The 24,848-nt window shown below is 68.4% G+C and carries 22 protein-coding genes; 7 read left to right on the top strand and 15 right to left on the bottom strand.

Features of this window, described 5'->3' with window-relative positions:
• Positions 1–102: 102 nt before the first annotated feature.
• Positions 103–1,167 carry an SDR family oxidoreductase gene (locus tag HEP75_RS10210; protein WP_185826345.1) on the top strand — a complete coding sequence of 355 codons (1,065 nt, stop codon included), beginning with the start codon at positions 103–105 and terminating at the stop codon, positions 1,165–1,167.
• 443 nt (positions 1,168–1,610) lie between these two features.
• Here the strand turns inward: HEP75_RS10210 and lolD are convergent, their stop codons facing one another.
• The 9 genes from lolD to HEP75_RS10165 all read right to left on the bottom strand — a co-directional run bounded on the left by lolD (position 1,611) and on the right by HEP75_RS10165 (position 8,131).
• On the bottom strand, positions 1,611–2,348 hold the full coding sequence (gene lolD, locus HEP75_RS10205) for a lipoprotein-releasing ABC transporter ATP-binding protein LolD (protein WP_185826344.1): 738 nt from the start codon (positions 2,346–2,348) through the stop codon (positions 1,611–1,613).
• Positions 2,349–2,358: 10 nt separating this feature from the next.
• Complete coding sequence (locus HEP75_RS10200; protein WP_185813134.1) at positions 2,359–3,603, bottom strand: lipoprotein-releasing ABC transporter permease subunit; 1,245 nt, start codon at positions 3,601–3,603, stop codon at positions 2,359–2,361.
• 23 nt (positions 3,604–3,626) lie between these two features.
• Positions 3,627–4,082: a hypothetical protein gene (locus tag HEP75_RS10195; RefSeq protein ID WP_185826343.1), complete on the bottom strand. Its 456-nt coding sequence runs from the start codon at positions 4,080–4,082 to the stop codon at positions 3,627–3,629.
• The gene (locus tag HEP75_RS10190) at positions 4,033–4,281 is read right to left on the bottom strand and encodes a succinate dehydrogenase assembly factor 2 (RefSeq protein ID WP_039006563.1); all 249 of its coding nucleotides are present in this window, start codon (positions 4,279–4,281) and stop codon (positions 4,033–4,035) included. The genes HEP75_RS10195 and HEP75_RS10190 overlap by 50 nt, the downstream gene beginning before the upstream one ends.
• Before the next feature lie 131 nt (positions 4,282–4,412).
• The gene (locus HEP75_RS10185; protein WP_145700444.1) at positions 4,413–5,195 is read right to left on the bottom strand and encodes a succinate dehydrogenase iron-sulfur subunit; all 783 of its coding nucleotides are present in this window, start codon (positions 5,193–5,195) and stop codon (positions 4,413–4,415) included.
• Positions 5,196–5,299: 104 nt separating this feature from the next.
• Entirely contained in the window at positions 5,300–7,090 is a 1,791-nt protein-coding gene (gene sdhA / locus HEP75_RS10180) for a succinate dehydrogenase flavoprotein subunit (protein ID WP_185826342.1), read from the bottom strand.
• A gap of 34 nt (positions 7,091–7,124) precedes the next feature.
• A complete protein-coding gene (sdhD, locus tag HEP75_RS10175) occupies positions 7,125–7,511 on the bottom strand; it encodes a succinate dehydrogenase, hydrophobic membrane anchor protein (RefSeq protein WP_184411015.1) in 387 nt (128 codons plus the stop codon).
• Entirely contained in the window at positions 7,508–7,900 is a 393-nt protein-coding gene (gene sdhC, locus HEP75_RS10170; RefSeq protein ID WP_185826341.1) for a succinate dehydrogenase, cytochrome b556 subunit, read from the bottom strand. The genes sdhD and sdhC overlap by 4 nt, the downstream gene beginning before the upstream one ends.
• 60 nt (positions 7,901–7,960) lie before the next feature.
• Entirely contained in the window at positions 7,961–8,131 is a 171-nt protein-coding gene (locus HEP75_RS10165) for a DUF1674 domain-containing protein (protein ID WP_185826340.1), read from the bottom strand.
• 38 nt (positions 8,132–8,169) lie between these two features.
• Here HEP75_RS10165 and HEP75_RS10160 point away from each other — a divergent pair, with 38 nt between their 5' ends.
• Positions 8,170–9,036: a folate-binding protein YgfZ gene (locus HEP75_RS10160; protein WP_185826339.1), complete on the top strand. Its 867-nt coding sequence runs from the start codon at positions 8,170–8,172 to the stop codon at positions 9,034–9,036.
• Between the two features lie 97 nt (positions 9,037–9,133).
• Here HEP75_RS10160 and ugpC read toward each other — a convergent pair whose 3' ends face one another.
• On the bottom strand, positions 9,134–10,225 hold the full coding sequence (gene ugpC / locus HEP75_RS10155; RefSeq protein ID WP_185826338.1) for a sn-glycerol-3-phosphate ABC transporter ATP-binding protein UgpC: 1,092 nt from the start codon (positions 10,223–10,225) through the stop codon (positions 9,134–9,136).
• A 412-nt stretch (positions 10,226–10,637) separates the two neighbouring features.
• On the opposite strand from ugpC, the gene zwf reads away from it, so the two are divergent.
• The 5 genes from zwf (at position 10,638) to HEP75_RS10130 (ending at position 16,625) form a co-directional block, all read left to right on the top strand.
• Positions 10,638–12,101: a glucose-6-phosphate dehydrogenase gene (zwf, locus tag HEP75_RS10150; RefSeq protein WP_255424051.1), complete on the top strand. Its 1,464-nt coding sequence runs from the start codon at positions 10,638–10,640 to the stop codon at positions 12,099–12,101.
• The gene (gene glk, locus HEP75_RS10145) at positions 12,098–13,105 is read left to right on the top strand and encodes a glucokinase (RefSeq protein ID WP_185826336.1); all 1,008 of its coding nucleotides are present in this window, start codon (positions 12,098–12,100) and stop codon (positions 13,103–13,105) included. Before zwf ends, glk begins: the two co-directional genes overlap by 4 nt.
• Complete coding sequence (pgl, locus tag HEP75_RS10140) at positions 13,102–13,821, top strand: 6-phosphogluconolactonase (RefSeq protein WP_185826335.1); 720 nt, start codon at positions 13,102–13,104, stop codon at positions 13,819–13,821. Before glk ends, pgl begins: the two co-directional genes overlap by 4 nt.
• Before the next feature lie 133 nt (positions 13,822–13,954).
• Positions 13,955–15,871, top strand: a complete 1,917-nt coding sequence (edd, locus tag HEP75_RS10135; RefSeq protein ID WP_185826334.1) for a phosphogluconate dehydratase — start codon at positions 13,955–13,957, stop codon at positions 15,869–15,871.
• A gap of 97 nt (positions 15,872–15,968) precedes the next feature.
• Positions 15,969–16,625 carry a bifunctional 4-hydroxy-2-oxoglutarate aldolase/2-dehydro-3-deoxy-phosphogluconate aldolase gene (locus HEP75_RS10130; protein ID WP_185826333.1) on the top strand — a complete coding sequence of 219 codons (657 nt, stop codon included), beginning with the start codon at positions 15,969–15,971 and terminating at the stop codon, positions 16,623–16,625.
• 127 nt (positions 16,626–16,752) lie between these two features.
• Here the strand turns inward: HEP75_RS10130 and HEP75_RS10125 are convergent, their stop codons facing one another.
• The 5 genes from HEP75_RS10125 to HEP75_RS10105 form a co-directional block, all read right to left on the bottom strand.
• A complete protein-coding gene (locus tag HEP75_RS10125; protein WP_255424050.1) occupies positions 16,753–19,896 on the bottom strand; it encodes a discoidin domain-containing protein in 3,144 nt (1,047 codons plus the stop codon).
• A 287-nt stretch (positions 19,897–20,183) separates the two neighbouring features.
• A complete protein-coding gene (locus tag HEP75_RS10120; protein ID WP_004426956.1) occupies positions 20,184–21,020 on the bottom strand; it encodes a carbohydrate ABC transporter permease in 837 nt (278 codons plus the stop codon).
• On the bottom strand, positions 21,017–21,898 hold the full coding sequence (locus HEP75_RS10115) for a sugar ABC transporter permease (protein ID WP_185813146.1): 882 nt from the start codon (positions 21,896–21,898) through the stop codon (positions 21,017–21,019). Before HEP75_RS10115 ends, HEP75_RS10120 begins: the two co-directional genes overlap by 4 nt.
• Positions 21,895–23,205, bottom strand: coding sequence for a sugar ABC transporter substrate-binding protein (locus HEP75_RS10110; RefSeq protein WP_185813147.1), 1,311 nt, complete (start codon positions 23,203–23,205; stop codon positions 21,895–21,897). Before HEP75_RS10110 ends, HEP75_RS10115 begins: the two co-directional genes overlap by 4 nt.
• Positions 23,202–24,824, bottom strand: coding sequence for a glucoamylase family protein (locus HEP75_RS10105; RefSeq protein WP_185826332.1), 1,623 nt, complete (start codon positions 24,822–24,824; stop codon positions 23,202–23,204). Before HEP75_RS10105 ends, HEP75_RS10110 begins: the two co-directional genes overlap by 4 nt.
• Positions 24,825–24,848 lie beyond the last annotated feature (24 nt).

Here is a 24,848-nt window from a genome sequence, read left to right as displayed (position 1 = left end):
GCCTCTTAACGCGTGGCCGGTGCCGCATTCAAGGCGCTTTTCGCCGCATGTTCATCGGCCTGCGGCTAGCGTGCGCGGTTTACGTCGTAAGGAAATCCGCACATGCGCAAGGGCACCGCATTGGTGGTCGGGGTCACCGGCATCTCCGGCTACAACCTGGCAAACGTTCTCGTTGCCGAAGGCTGGACCGTCTATGGGCTGGCGCGCCGCCCGGTCCCGCAGGAAGGCGTGATTCCGGTCGCGGCCGATCTGCTCGACCGCGATGCGACCATCGCCGCGCTGCGCGGACTGCCGATCAGCCACGTGTTCTTCTGCACCTGGACGCGGCGCGACACCGAGAAGGAAAACGTCGCCGCCAACGGCGCGATGCTGCGCCACCTGTGCGAAGGCCTGGACAGCGCAGCGCTGCAGCACATGGCGCTGGTCACCGGCACCAAGCACTACCTGGGGTCGTTCGAGCACTACGGCAGCGGCAAGGCGGAGACGCCGTTCCGCGAAAGCGAGCCGCGCCAGCCCGGCGAGAATTTCTATTACACGCTGGAAGACCTGCTGTTCGACGCTGCCGCACGCCACGGTTTCGGCTGGAGCGTGCACCGCTCGCACACCATGATCGGCCAGGCCAACGGCAGCAATGCGATGAACATGGGCGTGACCCTGGCGGTGTACGCCACGCTGTGCAAGCACAGCGGGCAGCCGTTCGTGTTTCCCGGCTCGCGCGCGCAATGGGACAGCCTCACCGACCTCACCGACGCCGGCCTGCTCGGCCGCCAGCTGGCCTGGGCCGCGACCAGTCCGGCCGCGCGCGACCAGGCGTTCAACACGGTCAACGGCGACGTGTTCCGCTGGCGCTGGATGTGGGGCGAGATCGCCGCGTTCTTCGGCCTGGAAGCGGCACCGTATCCGGATGCGCCGATGCCGCTGCAACCGCGCCTGCAGCACACCGCCCCGGCGCAGTGGCGAGAGATCGCCGAACGCCATGGGCTGGTGCAGGCGGACGTGGACCAGTTGGCGTCGTGGTGGCACACCGATGCCGACCTCGGCCGCGAGATCGAGTGCGTCAACGACATGACCAAGAGCCGCGACCTCGGCTTCCTCGGCTACTACGACAGCCGCGCGTCGTTCCTGGAACTGTTCGCACGGCTGCGCGCGCAGCGGGTGATTCCCTGAGGGTCGCAGAGTCGCAGCATCGGCGGGTTGGCTGCTGCCGCTGCGAGAGCCGCGATGCGGGATTGTCGAATTGATGGGATTTGAGGGTCTTCGTCCGGTGGGTCTAGGAGCGACTTCGGTCGCGACGAGCGAAGCATTGGAGATGCCGCGACCGGACCGCGTCGGGACTGAAGTCCCTCCCACAGTGCAGCGCCCTCGTTGTGGGGCGACTCCACGTGGCTTCGGCCCATCGGGCCACCGGGTGTTCCATGACCGGAAAAACTCCGGCTTCGTTCGTCGCGGCTGAAGCCGCTCCTACAGGGGGCGTGGCCGGCGGCTGGGTGCACTGTAGGAGCGGCTTCAGCCGCGACCGATCGCCGGAACCGCCATGGTCCCAGGATGCATTCGTCGCTACCGAAAGGCCATGTCCATGCCGACGCGCATTCCACGCCGGCACGCGGCCGCTATACGTCGGCAGGCGCCAGTTCGCGCAGCTTGCCCTGGTGCAGTTCCAGCACGCGGTCGAGCTTGCGCGCCAGGCTGCGGTCGTGGGTGACCAGAGCCAGGCTGGTGCCGTGCGCGCGATTGAGATCGAGCATCAGCGCGAACACGTTGGCGGCGGTCTTGTCGTCGAGGTTGCCGGTCGGTTCGTCGCCGAGCACGCAAGCCGGGCGGTTGACCAGCGCGCGCGCCACCGCCGCGCGCTGGCGCTCGCCGCCGGACAGCTCGCCGGGCTTGTGCTCCAGGCGATGGCCCAGGCCCACCGATTCCAGCAAGGCACGCGCGCGCGCGTCGGCGTCCTTGACCGCGGCGCCGCCGAGCAGCACCGGCATCATCACGTTCTCCAGCGCGGTGAATTCCGGCAGCAGGTGATGGAACTGGTAGACGAAGCCGAGCGAGCGGTTGCGCAGCTGGCCGCGCGCCGCGTCCGACAGCGCCGACATGCGCTGCCCGGCCACGTACACCTCGCCGGCGGTGGGCACGTCGAGCCCGCCGAGCAGGTGCAGCAGCGTGCTCTTGCCGGCACCGGACGCGCCGACGATGGCCACGGTCTCGCCCGGCGCCACGCTCAGGTCCAGCCCGTCGAACACCGGCGTGCGCATCTTGCCCTCGGCATAGGTCTTGCCCAAACCCTCGGCACGGATCGCCGCGTCTGCTTGCCGTGACTTGTGCACTTCCGAGTCCCGAGTCCCGAGTCCCATGTCCCGATGCTCATTCATAACGCAGCGCCTCCGCCGGTTGCGTGCGCGCCGCGCGCCAGGCCGGATACAGCGTGGCCAGGAAGCTCATCAGCAGCGCGACGATGGTGATCACCACCACGTCGTGCGGCTGCATGTCGGTGGGCAGGCCGGTGATGTAGTACACGTCCTCCGGCAGCAGCTTGATGTTGAACAGCGCCTCGATGCCAGCCAGGATCCGCTCCAGGTTCAAGGTCAGCAGGATGCCGCCGATCACCCCGGCGATGGTGCCGAACACGCCGATCAGCGTGCCCTGCACCATGAATACCTGCATCACCCCGCCCGGGCTCAGCCCCAGCGTGCGCAGGATGGCGATGTCGGCCTGCTTGTCGGTGACCAGCATCACCTGCGAGGACACCAGGTTGAACGCGCCCATCGCGATGATCAACGACAGCAGGATGCCCATCACCGTCTTTTCCATCTTCAGCGACTGGTACAGGTTGGCGTTCTCGCGGGTCCAGTCGCTGACCATGTACGGGCCATGCAGGTTCAGCGCCAGGTCGCGCGCCACGTCCCAGGCCAGGTCCATGTTGTGCAGTTTCAGGCGCACGCCGGTGACGCCGTCGCCCATGCGCAGCACGCGCTGCATGTCCGGCATGCTGGTCACCGCCAGGCCGCGGTCGATCTCGTTGTAGCCGGCCTCGAAGATGCCGCTGACGGTGAAGCGCTTGTAGCGCGGCACCATGCCCATCGGGCTGGCCTGCGGTTCGCCGAGCATCACCACCACCTTGTCGCCGACGCCCACGCCCAGCCACAGCGCCAGTTCCTGGCCGAGCAGGATGTTGTAGGAACCGGGGGTCAGGCTGTCGATCGAACCCTGCTTCATCTTCTGCGCCAGCACCGAGACCTTGGCCTCTTCGCTGGGCAGGATGCCGCGCACGATCGCCGGCTGGTTGCGCTGCCCGGTGAGCAGCGCCTCTTCCTCGACGTACGGCGCGGCGCCGGCCACGCGCGGATCGCGGGTGGCCACGTCCACCGCGTGCTGCCAGTTCTCCATCGGCGCGCCCTGCGCGCTGACCGTGGCATGCGCGGCCATCTGCAGCAGGCGGTCGCGGATCTCCTTCTGGAAGCCGCTCATCACCGCCAGCGTGGTGATCAGCACGGTCACGCCCAGCGCGATGCCGAGGATCGAGGCCATCGAGATGAAGGAGATGAAGTTGTTGCGGCGCTTGGCGCGCAGGTAGCGCAGGCCGATGGCCACGGGTAAGGGTTTGAACATGCGCAGCCACCATCCAGGGAGCGCTATGGTGCCATCTGCGGCGGCGCAGACGAAGCGGCACGGGCCTGAGCGGCCAGACGCAGTTCACGTCGTGCCGGCGGCGGCAGCGTGTCCGGCCACCAGGCCAGGCGCCCTGCCCGGCCATCCGCGTCACGCCAGCGCACGAACGCCAGCGGCCCGCGCCAGTCCACCTGCAGCGCCGCGACCGGCCGGCTATCGACGCTTGCCGCCACGCTGCCCTGCGCCGGGATCAGCAGCGCATGCGGCGCCCGCCGCGCCTCACGCCGCAGCAGCCATGCCGCGTACAGCGCGGCCAGCGCCGCCGCCGGCCAGGCCCAGGCGCGCGGCATATCCGAACCCAGGATCGACAACGGCGCCAGCACGCTCAGCAGCGCCAGCGCCGCCAGCAGCCAGCGCGAGGGGCGCCACTCAAGCCGGCATGGCGCGGATGGTGGCGATGAGATCGGCGGCGCGTGCATCGGGACAAGCCTCGTAGCCCATGAACCAGCGCCACAACTTATCGTCCTCGCATTCGAGCAGGTATAGGAAAACCCCGCGCTCGGCCTCGGAGGCCTGCGCCCAGCGCCGGTCCAGGTAGCGCCCGAACAGCTGGTCCAGCTCGCGCATGCCGCGCCGGCAGCGCCAGCGCAGCTTCTTCAGTTCGGTGGCTTCGTCCATCGCATCGCACCCTTGTCTTGGTGGGCGGACGCCTGCTGCGGCGACCGCCGAAAACGCGCGCGGCACCGAACCCGAGAGCCGGTGCCGCGCAAGTCGGACGGGCCTGCCGTCCGTAGTGGAACGCTAGCCGATCAGGCGCGGCGCGCCATCATCAGCTTCTTGATCTCGGCGATGGCCAGCGCCGGGTTCAGCCCCTTCGGGCAGGTCCGCGCGCAGTTCATGATGGTGTGGCAGCGATACAGCTTGAACGGATCTTCCAGATCGTCCAGGCGCGCACCGGTGTCCTCGTCGCGCGAGTCGATGATCCAGCGGTAGGCCTGCAGCAGGATCGCCGGGCCCAGATAGCGCTCGCCGTTCCACCAGTAGCTCGGGCAGCTGGTCGAGCAGCACGCGCACAGGATGCACTCGTACAGGCCGTCGAGCTTCTTGCGGTCTTCCGGCGACTGCAGCCGCTCGCGGTCCGGCGGCGGCGGGGTCTGGGTGCGGATCCACGGCTTGATCGACGCGTACTGCGCGTAGAAGTGGGTCAGGTCCGGCACCAGATCCTTGATCACGCTCATGTGCGGCAGCGGATAGATCGGCACTTCGGCCTTGCCGCAGTCGGCGATCGCCTTGGTGCAGGCCAGGGTGTTGGTGCCGTCGATGTTCATCGCGCACGAACCGCAGATGCCTTCGCGGCAGGAACGGCGGAAGGTCAGGGTCGGATCGATCTCGTTCTTGATCTTGATCAGCGCGTCCAGAACCATCGGGCCGCACGCGTCCAGATCCACCTCGTAGGTGTCGGTACGCGGATTGCTGTCGTCGTCCGGATTCCAACGGTAGACCTTGAAGGTGCGTGCATTCTTCGCGCCGGTGGCGGGAAAGTGCTTGCCCTTGCCGATCTTGGAATTCTTGGGGAGGGTGAACTCTGCCATGGCTTTTAAAATCCGGGATTGGGGATTAGGGATTGGGGAGGCGTTGAGAGCAGGAAACGAAGTGCTTCGAATCCCGAATCACCAATCCCCAATCCCGGCTTTGGTCAGTACACGCGCGGTTTCGGCGGCACCACGTCGACGTCTTTGCTGAGCGTGTACATGTGCACCGGGCGGTAGTCGAAGCTGCACTGGCCCTTGTCGTCGACGTTGACCAGGGTGTGCTTCTGCCAGTTGACGTCGTCGCGGTCCGGGAAATCCTCGTGCGCATGCGCGCCGCGGCTTTCCTTGCGCTGCTCGGCCGAGTTGATCGTCGCCACCGCGTTGAGCAGCAGGTTGTTCAACTCGTAGGTCTCGATCAGGTCCGAATTCCACACCAGCGAGCGGTCGGAGACCTTCACGTCCTCGAAGGTGGCGTAGATCTCGGCCATCTTGTCCACGCCTTCCTTGAGCGTCTTGCTGGTGCGGAACACCGCCGCGTCGGACTGCATGGTGCGCTGCATCTTGTCGCGGATCACCGAGGTCGGCGTGCCGCCGTTGGAATTGCGCAGCTTGTCGAGCAGGCCCAACGCCTTGTCGCAGGAATCGCTGGGCAGGGTCTTGTGCGGCGCGCCGCTCTTGATGGTCTCGGCGCAACGGATCGCCACCGCGCGGCCGAACACCACCAGGTCAAGCAGCGAGTTGGAGCCCAGGCGGTTGGCGCCGTGCACCGACACGCAGGCCGCCTCGCCGATCGCGTACAGGCCCGGCACCACCGCATCGGGGTTGTCGCCGTCCTTGCGCACCACTTCGCCGTGGTAGTTGGTCGGAATGCCCCCCATGTTGTAGTGCACGGTCGGGATCACCGGGATCGGCTGCTTGGCCACATCGACGCCAGCGAAGATGTGCGCGCTCTCGGCGATGCCGGGCAGCTTCTCGTTGATCACTTCCGGGCCGAGGTGGGTCAGGTCGAGCAGGATGTGGTCCTTGTGCTCGCCGACGCCGCGGCCTTCGCGGATCTCGACGGTCATCGAACGCGACACCACGTCGCGCGAGGCCAGATCCTTGTAGTGCGGCGCGTAGCGCTCCATGAAGCGCTCGCCGTTGCTGTTGCGCAGGATGCCGCCTTCGCCGCGCACGCCCTCGGTGATCAGGCAGCCGGCGCCGTAGATGCCAGTGGGATGGAACTGCACGAACTCCATGTCCTGCATCGGCAGGCCGGCGCGCATCACCAGGCCGCCGCCGTCGCCGGTGCAGGTATGCGCGGAGGTGGCGCTGAAGTAGGCGCGGCCGTAGCCGCCGGTGGCCAGCACCACGCCGTGGGCGCGGAACAGGTGCAGCGAGCCTTCAGCCATGTCCAGCGCGAGCACGCCGCGGCACACGCCTTCCTCGTCGAAGATCAGGTCCAGCGCGAAGTACTCGATCATGAAGCGCGCGTTGTGCGCCAGCGACTGCTGGTACAGCGTGTGCAGCATGGCGTGGCCGGTGCGGTCGGCGGCGGCGCAGGTGCGCTGCGCGGACGGGCCTTCGCCGTACTTGGTGGTCATGCCGCCGAACGGACGCTGGTAGATCTTGCCGTCCTCGGTGCGCGAGAACGGCACGCCGTAGTGCTCCAGCTCGATGATCGCCGGGATCGCCTCGCGGCACATGTACTCGATCGCGTCCTGGTCGCCCAGCCAGTCCGAACCCTTGATGGTGTCGTAGAAGTGGTAGCGCCAGTCGTCCTCGCCCATGTTGCCGAGCGCGGCGGAGATGCCGCCCTGCGCGGCCACGGTGTGCGAACGGGTCGGGAAGACCTTGGTCAGGCACACCGTCTGCAGGCCCTTCTGGGCCAGGCCGAAGGTGGCGCGCAGGCCGGCGCCGCCGGCGCCGACCACGACCATGTCGTACTTGTGTTCGGTGATCTTGTAAGCGGACATCGAAATGGGGGTTCCTAGAGGGGGCGCCGGCGGATCAGGCGATGCCCAGCGCGATGCGCGCCACGGCGAAGATGCTGACGATGGCGCCGAGCACGGCGACGAAACGCACGATGGTCTGCGCCGCGAGGGCCAGCAGCGAGGTGTGCACGTAGTCTTCCAGCACCACCTGCATGCCCAGCTGCGCATGCCAGAACGCGGCGATGAGGAAGCCGACCAGCAGGATCGCGTTCCACGGCTTGGCCACCGCCTCGGTGGCGGCGACGTAGTCCGACCCCATCAGGCCCAGCACGAAGATCAGGAACCAGATCGACAGCGGCACCAGCGCGGTGGCGGTCAGCCGCTGCACCACGAAATGCTCGGTGCCGGTCTTGGCCGCGCCCAGGCCGCGGACGTTCTTCAACGGGGTACGGTAGCGGTTCATGCGGAAGCTCCCAGCAGCACGTAGGCCCACACGGCGGCGGTCAGCACCAGGCTGAGGATCACCGACAGCCAGCCCATGGTGACGAAGGCGCGCACCGCGTAGCCCTGGCCGAAGTCCTGCAGGATGTGGCGCAGGCCGCCGAACAGGTGGAAGGCGAAGCTCCAGGTCCAGCCGAACAGGAACACCTGTCCGTACCAGGCGCCGGCGATATCGCGGAAGAGGTTCCAGGAGGACGGGCCGAGCATCAGCGCCAACAGGCCGGCGGCGATGACCAGGGCTCCGATCGACAGCACGATGCCAGTGGCTCGATTCAGGATCGAGGTCACCATCTGGATCTGCCAGCGATAGACCTGCAGGTGGGGGGAAAGAGGACGTTCGCGGGTCGCCATTCGCTGGGCTCGTTGTCTCGGCTGGGCGGCGTGCTTAAGGCCGCGTTGGCTCAAAGCTGCTCAAAAATCGATGCAGCGTCCGTTTTTCTCCCAGTCGCCGTAGCGCGTCGGCTCGAGGCCGCCGCGACCGCCGATTTCCCGCGGCGCAGGCGTCGCTTCCGGAGTGTTCTCCTCGGCGGGTCGCTGCGTTTCGGGATCGGACTCGGGTGTGGGGGTTGGTTGGCCTATCATGCGGGTCTCACAACAGCGTAATTTTAGTCCTCCCCCTCGTGCCTGACAACCTGAATCTCACTTCCGCCGGTTTTTCCGCGCTCCCAGACCTGCAATACGTGGCGTTGAGCGGCGCGGATGCAGTCGCTTTCGCCCAGGCGCAGTTCGCCAACGACGTGCAGGCGCTGCGCAACGGCCACTGGCAATGGAACGCCTGGCTCAGCGCCAAGGGCCGGGTGCTCGCGCTGTTCGCGCTGCTGCGCCGCGCCGATGACGACTTGCTGGTGCTGCTGCCGGACGGTGGCGCGGCGGAACTCGCCACGGCGCTGAACCGCTTCGTGTTCCGGCGCAAGGTGCGCATCACGGTACGCGAGGATCTGCATGGCTTCGGGCGCTTGAGCATGCCCGAGCAGGCCCGGGGCGCGACGTCTGCGCCTGGTGACCACGGCGTGATCGAGCTGGACATGGGCGGCGACGCGCTGCCGCGCACGCTGCTGCTGGCGCCGACGGCCGATGCGGGCCCGGCCGATCCTGCATTCGCCGCGGCGTGGCGCCAGGCAGATCTGGCGCTGGGTCTGGCGCGGCTCGATCCCGGCCAGCGCGAGCAATGGACCCCGCAGCAGCTGGCACTGGACCGGCTGCACGCGTTCAGCGTGAAGAAGGGCTGCTATCCGGGCCAGGAGATCGTGGCCCGCACCCATTTCCTGGGCAAGGCCAAGCGCGCGCTGCAATTGCTGAAAGTGGACGGCGTGGCCGAGGTCGGCGCGCAGGTGCTGCGCGATGCACAGCCGCTGGGCAGCGTGGTCAGCGTCGCCGGCACGCTGGCGCTGGCGGTGCTGCCGCTGGAGGAGGCGCCGCCGACCGGTTTGTCGATCGACGCACATCCGGCGCACTGGCAGCCGCTGCGCGACGGTCTGGCACGCTGAGCGAGCCTCGCGGCTCGCCTTCCCTGCCCTCCTCGGCAGCGCACTGCGTCGGCGCGGCGGCTCTCTCGAACGCGCCGCGGCCGATTGACGCGATGACTCAGGCCGGCGACAAACGCTCGCCGCTCTCCGGATCGAAGAAGTGCAGCGCCTCGCCGCGCACCGCCACGCGTAAGCGCTCGCCCAGGCCGGGCAGCGCGCGCGGTGCCACCCGCATCACCAGCGGCTGGCTGCCGTAGCTGAGGTTGACGAAGATCTCGTTGCCGACCGGCTCGATCACCTCGATCGTGGTCTCGAACCCGCCCTGCCCGTCCTCGCTGGGCTGCAGGTGTTCCGGGCGCACGCCGATCGCGATCGGCCGGCCCAGCCATTGCGGCGCGACATGCGCGCCTTGCAGCGGAACGCGGCTGCCGTCGGCCAGTTGCAGCTGCTGCAAGCCGCCCTCTTCGACCAACTGGCCCTGCAGCACGTTCATCGCCGGGCTGCCGAGGAAGCCGGCCACGAACAGGTTGGCCGGGCGGTCGTACAGCGCCATCGGCGTGTCGATCTGCTGGATCAGTCCGTCCTTGAGCACCACGATGCGCTGGCCCAGGGTCATCGCCTCGACCTGGTCGTGGGTCACGTAGATCATCGTGGTGCCGAGCTTGCGGTGCAGCTGCGCGATCTCGGTGCGCACCGAATGGCGCAGCTTGGCGTCCAGGTTCGACAGCGGCTCGTCGAGCAGGAACACCGCCGGCTCGCGCACCAGCGCGCGACCCAGCGCCACGCGCTGGCGCTGGCCGCCGGACATCGCCCGCGGCAGCTTGTCCAGCATCGGGGTCAGGCCCAAGGTGTCGGCGGCAGCGGCGACGCGGCGCGCGATGACCTCCTTGCTCTCGCCGCGCAGCTTCAGCCCGAACGCCAGGTTCTCGGCGACGGTCATGTGCGGGTACAGCGCGTAGCTCTGGAACACCATCGCGATGTCGCGGTCCTTCGGCGCCACGTCGTTGACCACGCGCTCGCCGATGCGCAGCTCGCCGCCGCTGATCTCTTCTAGGCCCGCGATCATCCGCAGCAGCGTGGATTTGCCACAGCCCGAGGGCCCGACCAGCACCATCAGTTCGCCGTCGGCCACTTCGAAGCTGGCCCCGTGCACGGCGACCTGGCCGTTGTCGTAGACCTTGCGGATGTTGTCCAGTTGTACTTTCGCCATGGTGCGGTATCCGGTTTCCGGCTGGAGAGACGGGCTGCCGCCGGTCCCTCCCGAAGGCAGTGCATACGAATGCGCTTCGCATCGTGCCAGCGACACAGGCAACAATGGGATCGCAATGCGGTATTCTGCCATGTAACCGTTTTCACGGGGCAACATCGACGCCTGGGAGGGCTTGCGATGCGAACCGCCAGCCGCCGCCGTCCCGGCGTGCGCCGAGCGCCGGCTCTGATGCTTGAGGCATTAGACAGGTATGCTCAGAGGTCTGGCAGTCGTATTCATCTCCCGGATCGTGCGGTCCCGCCTGGCGGTCGTCATCGCTATGCCCACGCGCGAGCTGCAGGACGGATACAGGCCGCTTCCGCCGCTTGCTTACCAACGCCACGTCACTACTAGCCCCCAGGTGATCGACGAAATGTCACCCGAAACCGAAAACCGGTCGATGCACGATACGTTCCTGCTGTTTGGCGCCACCGGCGATCTGGCCCAGCGCTACCTGTTCCCGTCGCTGCTGCGCATGCTCGACGACGGCTTCCTGCCGGAAGACTTCCGCATCCGCGCGCTGGCGCTGTCGCCGCACGACACCGCCAAGTTCCACGAGATCCTCAAGCCGCGGCTGCAGGCGGCGATGCCGCAGGTCAGCGAGGCGGTGATCCAGTCGCTGCTGGATCGCACCGACTACCGCTCGGTGGACCTGCGCAACGCCGAGTCGGTGGCCGACGCGGTGCGCGAGCTGGCCTCGCGCAAGTGCGTCAGCTACCTGGCGATCCCGCCGGGGCTGTACATCAGCACCTGCCAGGGCCTGGCCCTGGGCGGCGCGCTGGCCGCGCCGAACCGGCTGATGCTGGAGAAGCCGATCGGCCACGACTCGGCCAGCGCGCGCGAGATCCTGCAGGCGATCGGCGCGCTGATCGACGAGGACCGCGTGTTCCGCCTGGACCACTACCTGGGCAAGGCGGCGGTGCAGAACCTGATCGCGCTGCGCTTCGGCAACACGCTGCTGGAGGCGGTGTGGAACCGCAACTACATCGAGTCGGTGGAGATCCTGGTCGCCGAGAGCGAGGGCGTGGACGGCCGCGACGCCTACTACGCGCGTTCCGGCGCGCTGCGCGACATGGTCCAGAGCCATATCCTGCAGCTGCTGTGCCTGGTGGCGATGGAGCCGCCGGCCTCGCTGGAGGCGGACCGCATCCGCGACGAGAAGGTCAAGGTGCTGCGCGCGCTGCGTCCGCTGCAGGCCGTGCACGCCGCGCGCGACAGCGTGCGCGGGCGCTACACCGCCGGCACCATCAACGGCCAGCAGGCGCAGGCCTACCAGCCGCCGGAAGGCAGCGACGTGGAGACCTTCGTCGGCGTCACCGCCTACATCGACAACTGGCGCTGGGCCGGGGTGCCGTTCCGGCTGTGCACCGGCAAGCGCCTGGCCGAGCGCACCACGCGCATCGTGGTCACGCTCAAGCCGGTCACCCACTGGCTGTTCGAGCGCCCCGACGCGCAGCACGTGGCGCCGAACCGGCTGACCTTCCAACTGCAGCCGCAGGAGAACATCGAACTGGGGCTGATGAGCAGCCTGGCCGGCCCGGAATGGGGCGCGCTGGAACTGCAGCCGCTGGAACTGGAACTGTCGGTGCCGACCGGCCTGCATCGCCGCATCGCCTACGAGCGGTTGATGCTGGACGCGCTCAACGGCAACCACGCGCTGTTCGTGCGCGACGACGAAGTGCGCGCGGCCTGGGCCTGGATCGACAGCGTCAGCGATGCCTGGGCACAGGCGCAACTGCCGCTGCTGCCCTACCCGGCCGGCAGCTGGGGTCCGCAGGAAGCCGAACGCTACGTGTCCGCCGACGATGCCAGCGCCGTGCAGCGGGACACGCCGTGAGCGCGCCGCTGCGGCCGGTGCTGGTCGCCGACATCGGCGGCACCAATGCGCGCTTCGCGCTGGCCGACCTCGGCGCCTCCACGCCGCTGCTCGACGACAGCACCCAGACCTATGCGGTGGTGGAATTCCCGTCGCTGGGCGACGCGGCGCGCCACTACCTGCAGCAGACCGGGGTGGACGCACGCAGCGGCGTGTTCGCCGTGGCCGGCCGCGTCGACGGCGACGAGGCGCGGATCACCAACCATCCGTGGGTGATCTCGCGTTCGCGCACCCGCGCCATGCTCGGCTTCGACGAACTGCACCTGATCAACGACTTTGCCGCGCAGGCGATGGCGATCAGCCTGCTGCAGCCGCAGGACGTGGTCCAGGTCGGCGGCGCGGCGTGGCAGCCGGCACCGATCGCGCAGCCGCGCAACTATGCCGTGATCGGCCCGGGCACCGGCCTGGGCGTGGGCGGCCTGCTGATCCGCGGCGGCCGCTGCTACCCGCTGGAGACCGAGGGCGGCCACGTCAGCTTCCCGCCGGGCACGCCCGAGGAAATCCGCATTCTCGAGCTGCTGTCGCAGCAGTTCGGGCGCGTGTCCAACGAACGCCTGATCTGCGGCCCCGGCCTGGTCAACATCCATCGCGCGCTCAGCGAGATCGCCGGCGACGACCCGGGCCCGCTGCAGCCGGCGGACATCACCGCGCGCGCCGCGCAGGGCGACTACCGCGCGATGCGCACCATCGACGTGTTCTGCGCGGTGTTCGGCGCCATCGCCGGCGACCTGGTGCTGATGCACGGCGCCTGGGACGGCGTGTTCCTGACCGGCGGGCTGGTGCCGAAGATGCTCGACGCGCTGCAGCACTCCGGCTTCCGCCAGCGCTTCGAGCACAAGGGCCGCTTTTCGTCGATCATGGCGCGGGTGCCGTCGCTGGCGGTGATCCACCCCCGTCCCGGTCTGCTCGGCGCCGCCGCCTATGCGGTCGATGCCGAACGCGAATCCCCAGGAGTCGTTGCATGAGCCCCACGTTGTCCGATCGCATCACCCTGATCCGTTACGACGATCCCGACGAATGGATCGACGCGGCGGCGGCCGAGATCGGCGACGCGCTGCGCGCGGACATCGAGCTGCGCGGCAACGCGCGGCTGCTGCTGTCCGGCGGCACCACGCCGGCGCCGGTGTACCAGGCGCTGGCCGAGCTGCCGCTGGACTGGAGCAAGCTGGAAGTGGGCCTGGTCGACGAGCGCTGGCTGTCGCCGCAGGACAGCGACAGCAACGCCTATCTGGTGCGGCAGAGCTTCCTGGAGCGTGCCGAAGGCGCGCGTTTCGAGCCGCTGGTGCGGGTCGGCAAGCCGCTGCAGGATTGCGTGCACGCCGCCAACCTGCATGCGCAGCACGCGCCGGCCGCGTGCATGGCGGTGCTGGGCATGGGCGGCGACGGCCACACCGCGTCGCTGTTCCCCGGCGCCACCGACCTGAACAAGGCGCTGGCCAATCCGCTGCCCTATGCCGCGCTCGACGCCACCGGCTGCCCCGGCGCCAATACCTGGCCGCTGCGCATCACCCTGACCCCGGCCGGGCTGGCGCCGATCGGCCAGCGCATGCTGCTGCTGCGCGGCAAGCAGAAGCTCGACGTGCTGGAGCGCGCGCTGGCCGGCAGCGATCCGCACGAATTCCCGATCCGCGTCGCCTTCGACACGCCCGGTGCGCGCTTGCGCGTGCATTGGTGCGAGTGAGGCCGGGATTGGGGATGCGGGAGTGGGGATTCGTAACAGCAAAGCGCTGCCGCATTCCCGCTCTTTCGAGTCCCGAGTCCCCGGTCCCGAGTCCCGATCACAACACCCCCACACTTCATAGCCACGTCAGCCAATGAGCCTGCATCCGAAAATCCACGCGATCACCGAACGCATCCGCGCGCGCAGCGTGCCGTCGCGGCGCGCCTACCTGGCCGGCATCGACGCCGCATTGCGCGACGGCCCGTTCCGCAGCCGCCTGAGCTGCGGCAACCTGGCGCACGGCTTCGCCGCCTGCGGCCCGACCGACAAGAGCCGGCTGGAAGGCGGGATCACCCCGAACCTGGGCATCGTCACCGCCTACAACGACATGCTGTCGGCGCACCAGCCGTTCGAGCACTACCCCGAGATGATCCGCAGCACCGCGCGCGCGCTCGGCGCCACCGCGCAGGTCGCCGGCGGCGTGCCGGCGATGTGCGACGGCGTGACCCAGGGCCGCCCGGGCATGGAGCTGTCGCTGTTCTCGCGCGACGTGATCGCGCAGGCCACCGCGATCGGCCTCAGCCACGACATGTTCGACACCACCCTGTACCTGGGCGTGTGCGACAAGATCGTGCCCGGCCTGTTGATCGGCGCGCTGGCGTTCGGCCACCTGCCGGCGGTGTTCGTGCCGGCCGGGCCGATGACCCCGGGCATTCCCAACAAGCAGAAGGCCGAGGTGCGCGAGCGCTACGCCGCCGGCCAGGCCACCCGCGACGAACTGCTGGCCGCCGAATCGGCCTCCTACCACGCGCCCGGCACCTGCACCTTCTACGGCACCGCCAATTCCAACCAGGTGCTGCTGGAAGCGATGGGCGTGCAGTTGCCCGGCGCCTCGTTCGTCAATCCGGGCACGCCGCTGCGCGACGCGCTGACCCAGCAGGCCACCGAGCGCGCGCTGCGCATCACCGCGCTGGGCAGCGATTTCCGCCCGCTCGGCCGGCTGATCGACGAACGCGCGATCGTCAACGCCGCGGTCGCGCTGATGTCCACCGGCGGCTCCACCAACCACACCATCCACTGGCTGGCGGTGGCGCGCGCGGCCGGCATCGTGCTGACCTGGGACGACCTGGACGAGCTGTCGCAGATCGTGCCGCTGCTGACCCGCGTGTATCCCAACGGCGAAGCCGACGTGAACCATTTCGCCGCGGCCGGCGGCGTGGGTTTCGTGTTCCGCGAGCTGATGGACGCGGGGCTGATGCACGACGACCTGGCCACCATCGTGCCCGGCGGCATGCGCGCCTACGGCGACGAGCCGTGCGTGCAGAACGGCGCGCTGGCCTACGTGCCGAGCCCGGCCAAGAGCGCCGACGAAACCGTGGTGCGCCCTGCCTCCAATCCGTTCGAAGCGCAAGGCGGATTGCGCCTGCTGCGCGGCAATATCGGCCGTTCGCTGATCAAGCTGTCGGCGGTGAAGCCGGAATTCCGCACCATCGAGGCGCCGGCCGTGGTCATCGATGCGCCGCAGGCCTTGAACAAGCTGCACGCCGCCGGCGTGCTGCCGCACGACTTCGTGGTGGTGCTGCGCTACCAGGGACCACGCGCCAACGGCATGCCGGAACTGCATTCGCTGGCGCCGCTGCTGGGCCTGCTGCAGAACCAGGGCCGGCGCGTGGCGCTGGTCACCGACGGGCGCCTGTCCGGCGCCTCGGGCAAGTTCCCGGCGGCGATCCACGTGACCCCGGAAGCGGCGCGCGGCGGCCCGATCGCGCGCGTGCGCGAAGGCGACATCGTGCGCCTGGACGGCGAAGCCGGCACCCTGGAAGTGCTGGTGGATGCCGCCGAGTGGGCGGCGCGTGCGCTGGCGCCGAACACCGCGCCGGCCGCGCACGACATCGGCCGCAACCTGTTCGCGATCAATCGCCGCGTGGTCGGCCCCGCCGACCAGGGTGCGATGTCGATCTCCTGCGGCCCGCCCGCGGCCGACGGCGACGACTGGAACTACGACGCCGAGTACGACCTGGGCCGCAGCAGCGAGGCCGCCGACGCACCGCACGAGGCGAAGGACGCCTAAACCTGCGGCCGACCGGCGCCACACGGCGCCACGCCACCCCAGCGTCGGCCGCCTGCGGCCGATGCACTCCCGCCCTCATCGCGACTACGAGATTGCCATGACGATTGCCGAACACCAGAACACCGCCGAACAGCTCCTGCGCGCCGCCGGCATCCTGCCGGTGGTGACCGTGCACAGCCTGGACGAGGCGCGCCGCGTCTCCGCCGCATTGCTCGAAGGCGGCCTGCCCGCGATCGAGCTGACCCTGCGCACGCCGGTAGCGATGGACGCGCTGGCGATGCTCAAGCGCGAACTGCCGGACATCAAGATCGGCGCCGGCACCGTGCTCACCGACACCCAACTGCAGCAGGCGATCGACGCCGGCGCCGATTTCATCGTCACCCCGGGCACGCCGCCGGCGCTGGCCGACGCGCTGGCGCGGGCGCCGCTGCCGGTGGTGCCGGGCGCGGCCACCCCGACCGAACTGCTGGCGCTGATGGCGCGCGGCTTCCGCGTCTGCAAGCTGTTCCCGGCCACCGCGGTCGGCGGCCTGGCGATGCTCAAGGGCCTGGCCGGCCCGCTGGCGGACCTGAAGCTGTGCCCCACCGGCGGCATCGGCGAAAGCACCGCCGCCGAGTACCTGGCGCAGCCGAACGTGGTCTGCATCGGCGGCTCGTGGATGGTGCCGAAGGACTGGCTGGCCAACGGCGAGTGGGACAAGGTGCGCGAGAGCGCGGCGAAGGCGGCGGCGATTGTGCGCGGGATTAGAGATTAGGGATTAGGGATTCGCTAAAGCCCGGTTCCCCGCGATCGGGAAACAAAAAAGCGCCGGCATGCCGGCGCTTTTTTTGCTTTTGCTTTTGCTGTTGCGAATCCCGAATCCCCAATCCCGAATCCCGGCCTCAACGCACCTCAATCTGCACATCCGCCGGCAACGAACGGATCCGCAGCTCGCCGTTTTCCCACTGCGCCGCTTCGCCGTTGACCAGGGTGCGCCCGGGTTCGCCCGGATACGGCCACGGCAGCACCAGGCCGCCGCTGGGCACGCGCAGGCCGCCGCCGATGCCAAGTGTCAGGCGGTTCTTCTGCCGCCGCAGCTGGTAGCTCAGTTCGCCCTGCGGAGTGCGCAGGTCCTGGATCGCGATGCCCTTGCCGTCGAACCAGGCCGCCGGCACGCCGGCCGCCAGCACCAGGCTGTCGTCGATGTCGCGCGCATAGGCGAACATGTCCAGCGTCGAACGCACGAAGTCCGACGCCACCCAGGCGTGCGGCAGGTCGCCGACGAAGAACGGCTTGCGCGGCGTGCGCGAGACCACCTCGGCCCACTGGTTCCACGGCTGCGGCGCGCGGTCCTTGAAGAAGAACTGGGTCGCGTCCCAGGCGCGCTCGCGCCAGCCCAGGCGCACGAACGCGGCGACGTTGCGCCATTCGTACGGGGTGTAGTCCTTCCACTCGCGCTTGCCGTCGCGGCGGCTGGCGAACTCGCCCCAATAGCGCTCGAAGGTGTTGCCCAGCAGCTGCGGCGGCAGCCGGCCCTGCTCCCCGCCCGGCGCCAGCGCGATGGTGGTGGAGGTGGGATCGAAATCGCCAAGCTCGGCCGAACCGGGCAGGAAATCGATGTGGTGCTGCTGCGTGGCGGTCTGCAGCGAGGCGTACAGGTCCTGGCGGAACTCGTCGCGCGCGGCGGCGAAGCGCGCCGCATCGTCGACGCGCCCCAGCTCGGCGGCGATCTCCACCGCGTCCTTGTAGCCGCGCAGCGCCCAGAAGTTGTCCCAGTACGAATGCATCGGCTTGGCCGAATAGCCTTCGTGGCTGATCGACACCGGCATCATCCCGTAGAACGCCGGGTTGCGCGCCCGGTTCTCCTCGGTGCGTTCGCTCTGCCGCAGCTGTTCCATGTACTCGTACGCGGCCAGCACGTGCGGCCACATCTTTTCCAGGAACGCGCGGTCGCCGCTGTAGCGGTAGTAGTCGGCGACGCCGAAGATCAGCTCGCCGTGGCTGTCGTTCTCCGGCACCGGGTCGCTGCCGCGGTCGTCCACGCAGCACGGCACCATGCCGTTGGCGAACTGGTACGGCGCGTACCACTCCAGGTATTCGCGCGCCACGTCGGCGCGGCCCAGGCGCAGCAGGCCTTCGGAAATCATCGCGCCGTCGCGGATCCAGCTGCGCGAATACGAGCGCGTGCCCGGCTGCAGGCGCGGCCCGATCCGCGAGATCAGCATGTGCGCCAGCGCGGTGCGCAAGGTGTCGGCCAGCGGCTTGCCCTCGGCCGGGACGTTCACCTGAACCCGGTCCAGCTTCTCGCGCCACTGCTCGGCCACCTGCTGTTGCGCGCGCGCCGCGTCGAACCCGGACGGCAGCGCCTGCGCGCCGGTCTGCGGGATCAGCAAGGCCACTTCGCGCACTTCGCCCGGGGCCAGGCGCCCGCGGTACAACAGCGCGCCCGAGGCCAGGCCGTCGGCATCGGACGCCTGCTGCGGCAGCGCGGCGCTGTCGGCGGTCAGGCGCTCGATGTCGATGCCGGCGTCGAACGCGGTGGCATAGGCCGCGTCGGGCTTCTGCACCGCGAACACGCGCGGCTCGCCGTTGACCTGCACCTGGGCGCCGTCGAACGCCAGCAGATGGATCGGACTGACCCCGCCGACGGTGTTGAGGAACTGGCTGGGCGGATTCACCTGGAACGGCCGCACCGCCAGCGCCAGAGTGTAGTCGTGCGGCTTCTTGCTCGGGTTGCTGAGCCGGTAGCGCGCCACCAGCTGCGCCTGCTCCGGCGTGCCCTGCACGAAGGCGGTGATGCGCAGGCCGGCGTTGTCGTGGCTCCAGTCCACGCTGGGGATCGGCAGGTAGTCGTCCTGCAGGCTCTGCGCGGTCTTCACGTCGGCCCAGCTCAGGCGCTTGCCGTCCAGCAGCAGGAACGGCTCGATGCTGAAGCCGCCCTTGCCCACTTCGATCGCGCCGTCCTCGCCGACCAGGCCCTGCTCGCGGCCGCCGTCCAGGCCGACGATGGTCCAGTACGGCTGCTCGCCGCTGAAGCCGCGCGGGAACCAGCCGCGGGTGGAATCGGCCGCCACCGACTTGACGAAATCGTTCGGGGTGGCGGCGAAGGCCAGCGGCTGCAGCGCGATGTCGGCGATGCCGTAGCGGAAGCTGGGGCCGTCCTCCAGGTCGATGCGCACGTAGCGCGCCTCGGTTTCTGGCATCGGCAACCAGTCGGTGCCGCCGTTGCCGGCGGTGACGTTGCGCAGTTCGCGCCAGCTGCGGCCGTCGGCCGAGCCCTGCAGTTTGTAGCGCGAGGCGTACACGCCCGGCGCCCATTGCACCTTGGCGCCGCCGAACTCGCGCACCTTGCCCAGGTCGAGCATGATCGTCTGGGTCTTGGCGTTGCCGCTGTACCACACCGTGTCGGCCTTGCCGTCGGCGATGCGCTGCTCCAGCGCCGGCGCGGTGTCGGCGCTGACCTTCACCGTCAGCGGCGAAGTGTCCTGCGGCGGCAGCGGGGTCAGGGTCAGCTGATCGAAGCACACCGTGCCCTTGCCGCCGACCTGGTTGTAGATGGTGAACTCGACCTGCGCGCTGCGCTTGAGTTCCTTGTCCGGGCTCGGCCCCCAGGCCTTGTCGATCTGCCGCTTCTTGAAGCTGACCGTGCTCCACTGCTTGGGAAAATCGTAGCGCGGCCGGTTGACCCACCACACGTTGTCGCCACTGGCATCGACCAGCTTGAACTGCAGGTCGTTGCTCGGCGAATCGCCGCGCAGCTGGAACGCGAGCTGGTAGTTGTCCGGATAGTCGATCGGGATCGCGCGGCGGATCCCGGCGTAGCCGGAGACGCCGTTGAAGTCGTAATCCAGGCAGATCGCCTTGGCGCGGCCGCCGCTGGCGGCCTGCACCAGCCGGGTCGAGGCGGTGACCTGGTTGGAGACGACGATCTGCCAGTTGTCGAGATTGTTGAAGCCGTCCAGCGGGACCGGTGCGGTCGGCGCCGCGGCGAAGGCCTGCGCCGCCGCCAGGCCCAGGATGGCCATCGTCCACCGTCTGCTCGTCATCGCCGCTCCCGTCATGAACCTCGTTCCCGTTGTGTCGTTGGCTTGTTTGCAGGAGGGGCTTCGGCCCCGACGCGTGACCGGTAGGGCGTCGGGGCTGAAGCCCCTCCTGCAGCTACATCCTCAGCATGGCCGGCAGTTCAGCGCCGAGCGACGCAAGCGCGTTCCCACGCTCGTGCATTCCCCCATGCCGTCCATGGCGAAGCATACCGGCTCCGGATACGTCTGCCCGGCCATCCATGGCCGGGCGTTCGGGAACGCGCGAGCCAGCGGCTCGCAAGCGCGTTCCCTCACCCTTTGACGCTACCCAGCAGCAAGCCCTGGATGTAGTAGCGCTGCAGCGCCAGGAACAGCGCCAGCACCGGGATCACCGTCACCACCGCGCCGGCCATCATCATTTCCACGTCCATGATGTGCTCGCGCGACAGCGCCGCCAGCGCCACCGGCAAGGTGTAGTGCTCCTGGTCGGTCAGCACGATCAGCGGCCACATGAAGTCGTTCCACGCGGCCATGAAGGTGAAGATGGTCAGCGTCACCAGCACCGGCTTGAGCATCGGCAGCACGATCTGGAAGAAGATGCGCAGTTCGCCGGCGCCGTCGATGCGCGCGGCCTCCAGCAGTTCGTCCGGGATCGAGCGCGCGTACTGGCGCACCAGGAAGATGCCGAACACCGTCGCCAGCGCCGGCACCACCACCCCGCCGAAGTTGTTGACCAGGTGCAGCTGCTTCATCAGCAGGAACAGCGGCAGCATCGCCACCTGCGCCGGGATCACCAGCGCCGCCAGCAGCACCTGGAAGATCCGCTCCTTGCCGACGAAGCGCAGCTTGGCGAAGGCGTAGCCGGCCATGGTGTTGATCAGCAGCGAGCCGAAGGTGATCGCGCACGACACCAGCAGGCTGTTGGCGAAGTTGCGCGCCATGCCGGTCCGCGAAAACAGCTCGCCGTAGTTGGCCAGGGTCGGGCCGGTGGGCAGCATCGGTGGCGGGAAGCGGCTCGCCTGCCCCGCCGGCATGAACGACACCGACACCATCCACAGCAGCGGCGCCAGGCTGACCAGCGCCAGCACCAGCAGCCCGCCATTGACCAGCAGCGTGTTCCAGCGCGACGCGCCGATTTCGCGGCTCATACCAGGTCCTTCTTGCGGCCGAAGCGCAGCATCACGGAGGTCACTCCCAGGATGATCAGGAACAGCAGGAACGCCACCGCCGACGCGCGGCCGAGGTTCCACCACTTGAAGCCTTCCTCGAACATGAAGTACAGCACGCTGACCGTGCTTTGCAGCGGGTCGCCGCGGGTCATCACGTAGGGTTCGGCGAACAGCTGGAAATAGCCGGACACGGTGATCACCCCGACCACCAGCAACACCGGCCCCAGCATCGGCAGGGTGATGTGCAGGAACTGCCGCCACTTGGACGCGCCGTCGATGCGCGCGGCCTCGTACAGGTCCTGCGGGATGCCCTGCAGGCCGGCGAGGAAGATCACCATGTTGTAGCCGAAGTTCTTCCACACCGCGAACAGCATGATCGTCGGCATCGCCCAGTGCGGGTCGCCGAGCCAGTCGATCGGGCCGATGCCCAGATGGCTCAGGCCGTAGTTGACCAGGCCGTAGCTGGTATGGAACAGGTAGCGCCAGATCACCGCCACCGCCACCAGCGTGGTCACCACCGGCGCGAACAACGCGGTGCGGAACAGCGGCTTGAACCGCGCCACCGGCGCGTTGAGCAGCAGCGCCGCGCCCAGCGAGGCGCCGATCGACAGCGGCACGCCGACGATGACGAAGTAGGTGGTGTTCCACAGCGACTTCCAGAACATCTGCGTCTGCAGCAACTCGATGTAGTTGCCGAAGCCGACGAAGCGCAGGTGGTTGCTGTCGGCCAGCGAGTACAGATCGAAGTCGGTGACGCTCAGCGCCAGCGCCGACAGCACCGGCAGGCCGAAGAACACGCCGATCACGATCAGCGCCGGCCCGGCGAACAGCCAGCCGGCCAGGGAACCGCGCTTCATGGCGCCGCTCCCGCAGCCGGCGCGGCCGCTGCCTGCGGATGCTGCTGCTGGTAGATCCAGCGCCGCTTCTCCAGGATTTCGTCCACGCGCTTGTCCAGGTCCTGCACCGCCTTCTCCTGGCTTTCGCCGCCGCGCACCACACGCTCGGTGACCAGCCGCATTTCCTGCACGATGCGCTCCCACTCCAGCACCTTCGGCGCCGGCTTGACCCGTTCCAACTGGTCGCGGAACGCGTGCGCCAGCGGATCGTTGGCCAGCGACGGATACTCCCAGGTACTGCGCCGCGGCGGCATGTCGCCGATCAGCGCATGGAAACGCGCCTGGATCTGCGGCCGCGACAGGAACTCGATCAGCTTCCACGCCGCGTCCTTCTGCTGCGACTTGCGGAAGATCACCAGGCTGGTGCCGCCGGCGATACCGGCGCCTGGGCCGCTCGGACCCGGCAGCGGCATTGTGCCCCACTGCCCTTTCAGCGCCGCCGGCTCCAGTTTGCGGAACTCGCGGATATTCCACGGCCCGGAAATGTAGAAGGCGTAGAAGCCGTTGAAGAATTCGTCCCACACGTTGGAGATCTGGGTCTCGGACATCTTCGGCGCCCAGCCCTGTTCGAACATGTTGGCGTAAAAGCCGAGCGCCTTGCGGAAACCGGGGCTGCGGAAATTGCCGTAGTTGTTGTGGTCGCGCAGCAGCGGATCGTCCAGCTGCAGGCCCAGCGACAGTTGCTGCTCGAATTCGTTGATCGGCATCAGGATCGCGTAGCGCTTCGGCCCCACGTGCTTCTTCACCGCGGCCATGGCCTGCTCCCACTCGGCCCAGGTCTGCGGCAGCTTGTCCACGCCCGCGTCCCTCAGCATGTCCTTGCGATAGAACAGCAGGCGCGTGTCCACGTACCACGGCACGCCGTACAGCTGCCCGTCGATGACGCTGGTGTCCCAGATGCCGGCGAAGTAGTCCTTCGGATCGACCACCTTGGATTTATCCACGTAGGGCTGCAGCGGCTGCAGCGTATCCAGCGCGGCGAACTCGGGGATCCAGGTGTTGCCGAGCTGGCACACGTCCGGCAGCCCATCGGCGGCGAACGCGGTCAGCAGCTTCTCGTGCGCGGCGGTCCACGGGATGTTCTGGATGTCCACATGGATGCCGGGATTCTCCTTCTCGAACTCGGGAATCAGCTCGGCCACCACCTCGGCCTCGCGGCCCATCGCCCAGAACCGCACCACCTCGCCCTGCGGCGCGCGCGCGCAACCGCAGACGGCCAGCACCAGCAGGCCCAGCGACAACCACCGGCGAATCGGCAATGCGCTCATTGCGAATTCTGCTGTTGGCGTTGCGCGGGATTGGGCTGCGCTTCGGCGGACGCGGCACGCGACTCGGCGATACCCAGCGCGCGGGCCGTGGCGGCCTGCTCGTCCTTCTTCGGCAACGGCTGGGTCTCGCCCTCCGGGGTCAGCCAGCCGCCGCTGAAGCCGGCGCGTTCCAGGCCGGTGCGCAGGTACTTGTTCTTCTTCATCACGTTCCAGACGAATTCGTTGCGGTAGTTGGCGATCATGGTGACGATCGCGCCCTGGTCGATGCCGATGTAGTCGCCGGCGACCCAGCCGCGGTTGGGCAGCATGCGCCCGGTCTTGAGCGGGATATCGTAGTTGAAGCTGGGATTGAACGAATCCAGGAAACCGTAGCTGGAATAGATGTAGTCGCCGAAGCGCTTGTGCATTTCCTGGGTGGCCGGGATCACCACTTCCGGCGCGAACACGATCGAGGACACCGCCGCGGTCGGCGCGATGGTGCCGTCGTCGAAGGCTTCGAACAAGCCGGCGCCGCGGGTGCGGTAGTGGAAGAACTGGCGCTGTTCGCCGCGGTAGTCCTGGGTGGTGTTCTGCGGGCCGTCGCTGGCGGTCAGGCCCCACACGTTCTCGCCGTACTCCTTCCACTTCATCGGGTTGTCGATGGCGTACTCGCGCTGCGCGAGCGTGGCGCGGCGGCTGTTGAGGAAGTAGTCGATGCCGTGCTCGCGCATGTATTGGTCCTGGATGTCGCGGAAATCGATCCAGACGTGGTTGTACTGGTGCGCGAACAGCGGCCCGAACGCCAGGTATTCCTGGCCGTAGTACACGCCCCAGTCCTTGTTGTAGGTGCGGGTCCACTCCAGCCAGGCATCCGGTTCCACCGGATGGGTCGGCGAGCCCAGCGCCAGCAGGTAGACCATCATGCCTTCGTTGTAGCCCATCCAGTCGTGCTGGATGAAACCGCGCTCGGGGTACCAGCCCATCGTGATCAGCGGCGTGCGCTGCTGCATCCACTTCCAGTCCACGCGGCGATACAGCGTGTCGGCGATCTGGCGGATCTCCTTCTCGTCGGCGCTGTCGCCTTCGTAGTAGGACTGCGCGAACAGCACGCCCATCATCAGCAGCGCGGTGTCCACGCTCGACAGTTCCACCCACTGGTCGTAGCGCAGGCCTTTCTGCATGTCCAGGAAGTGGTAGTAGAAACCCTTGTAGCCGGCGCGGCCGGTGCGCTGCGGACCGACCGGCACATCGCGCAGGAAGCGCAGCGTGGTCAGGGTGCGTTGCACCGCCTGCTCGCGGCTGATCCAGCCGTTCTCGTAGCCGATCGGATAGACGGTGAGCGCAAACCCGATCGAGGCGATGCTGGCGAACGGGCGCGACGGATAGCGGTCGACCGCCAGGCCATTCTGCTCGTTGGTGGTGTCCCAGAAGAACTGGAAGGTGCGTCGTTCGATGTCGTCGAACAGCGGCGGCAATTCGGGCTTGACCAGCTTGGGGGGCAGTTCCGCTTCGATCAGGATCACTTTTACCGGCTTCTTTTCCGCTACGGAGGGCTCCTCGGTTTTCTTGCAGGATGCCAGCAGCGCGACCGCCGCCAGCAGCAGGACCAATGGTGAGCGTGCGACGCTGCCCAGTTTCATGCCTTCGACACCCCTGTGAAATCG

It is taken from the genome of Xanthomonas sp. SI, from assembly GCF_014236855.1.
Taxonomy (GTDB): domain Bacteria; phylum Pseudomonadota; class Gammaproteobacteria; order Xanthomonadales; family Xanthomonadaceae; genus Xanthomonas_A.
This window is presented reverse-complemented; position numbering and strand designations above follow the sequence as displayed.

Coding starts and splice junctions, on each gene's coding strand:
- HEP75_RS10210 (WP_185826345.1), top strand. CDS start 103: ATGCGCAAGGGCACCGCATTGGTGGTCGGGGTCACCGGCATCTCCGGC.
- lolD (WP_185826344.1), bottom strand. CDS start 2,348: ATGGGACTCGGGACTCGGGACTCGGAAGTGCACAAGTCACGGCAAGCA.
- HEP75_RS10200 (WP_185813134.1), bottom strand. CDS start 3,603: ATGTTCAAACCCTTACCCGTGGCCATCGGCCTGCGCTACCTGCGCGCC.
- HEP75_RS10195 (WP_185826343.1), bottom strand. CDS start 4,082: ATGCACGCGCCGCCGATCTCATCGCCACCATCCGCGCCATGCCGGCTT.
- HEP75_RS10190 (WP_039006563.1), bottom strand. CDS start 4,281: ATGGACGAAGCCACCGAACTGAAGAAGCTGCGCTGGCGCTGCCGGCGC.
- HEP75_RS10185 (WP_145700444.1), bottom strand. CDS start 5,195: ATGGCAGAGTTCACCCTCCCCAAGAATTCCAAGATCGGCAAGGGCAAG.
- sdhA (WP_185826342.1), bottom strand. CDS start 7,090: ATGTCCGCTTACAAGATCACCGAACACAAGTACGACATGGTCGTGGTC.
- sdhD (WP_184411015.1), bottom strand. CDS start 7,511: ATGAACCGCTACCGTACCCCGTTGAAGAACGTCCGCGGCCTGGGCGCG.
- sdhC (WP_185826341.1), bottom strand. CDS start 7,900: ATGGCGACCCGCGAACGTCCTCTTTCCCCCCACCTGCAGGTCTATCGC.
- HEP75_RS10165 (WP_185826340.1), bottom strand. CDS start 8,131: ATGATAGGCCAACCAACCCCCACACCCGAGTCCGATCCCGAAACGCAG.
- ugpC (WP_185826338.1), bottom strand. CDS start 10,225: ATGGCGAAAGTACAACTGGACAACATCCGCAAGGTCTACGACAACGGC.
- zwf (WP_255424051.1), top strand. CDS start 10,638: ATGTCACCCGAAACCGAAAACCGGTCGATGCACGATACGTTCCTGCTG.
- pgl (WP_185826335.1), top strand. CDS start 13,102: ATGAGCCCCACGTTGTCCGATCGCATCACCCTGATCCGTTACGACGAT.
- edd (WP_185826334.1), top strand. CDS start 13,955: ATGAGCCTGCATCCGAAAATCCACGCGATCACCGAACGCATCCGCGCG.
- HEP75_RS10130 (WP_185826333.1), top strand. CDS start 15,969: ATGACGATTGCCGAACACCAGAACACCGCCGAACAGCTCCTGCGCGCC.
- HEP75_RS10125 (WP_255424050.1), bottom strand. CDS start 19,896: ATGACGAGCAGACGGTGGACGATGGCCATCCTGGGCCTGGCGGCGGCG.
- HEP75_RS10120 (WP_004426956.1), bottom strand. CDS start 21,020: ATGAGCCGCGAAATCGGCGCGTCGCGCTGGAACACGCTGCTGGTCAAT.
- HEP75_RS10115 (WP_185813146.1), bottom strand. CDS start 21,898: ATGAAGCGCGGTTCCCTGGCCGGCTGGCTGTTCGCCGGGCCGGCGCTG.
- HEP75_RS10110 (WP_185813147.1), bottom strand. CDS start 23,205: ATGAGCGCATTGCCGATTCGCCGGTGGTTGTCGCTGGGCCTGCTGGTG.
- HEP75_RS10105 (WP_185826332.1), bottom strand. CDS start 24,824: ATGAAACTGGGCAGCGTCGCACGCTCACCATTGGTCCTGCTGCTGGCG.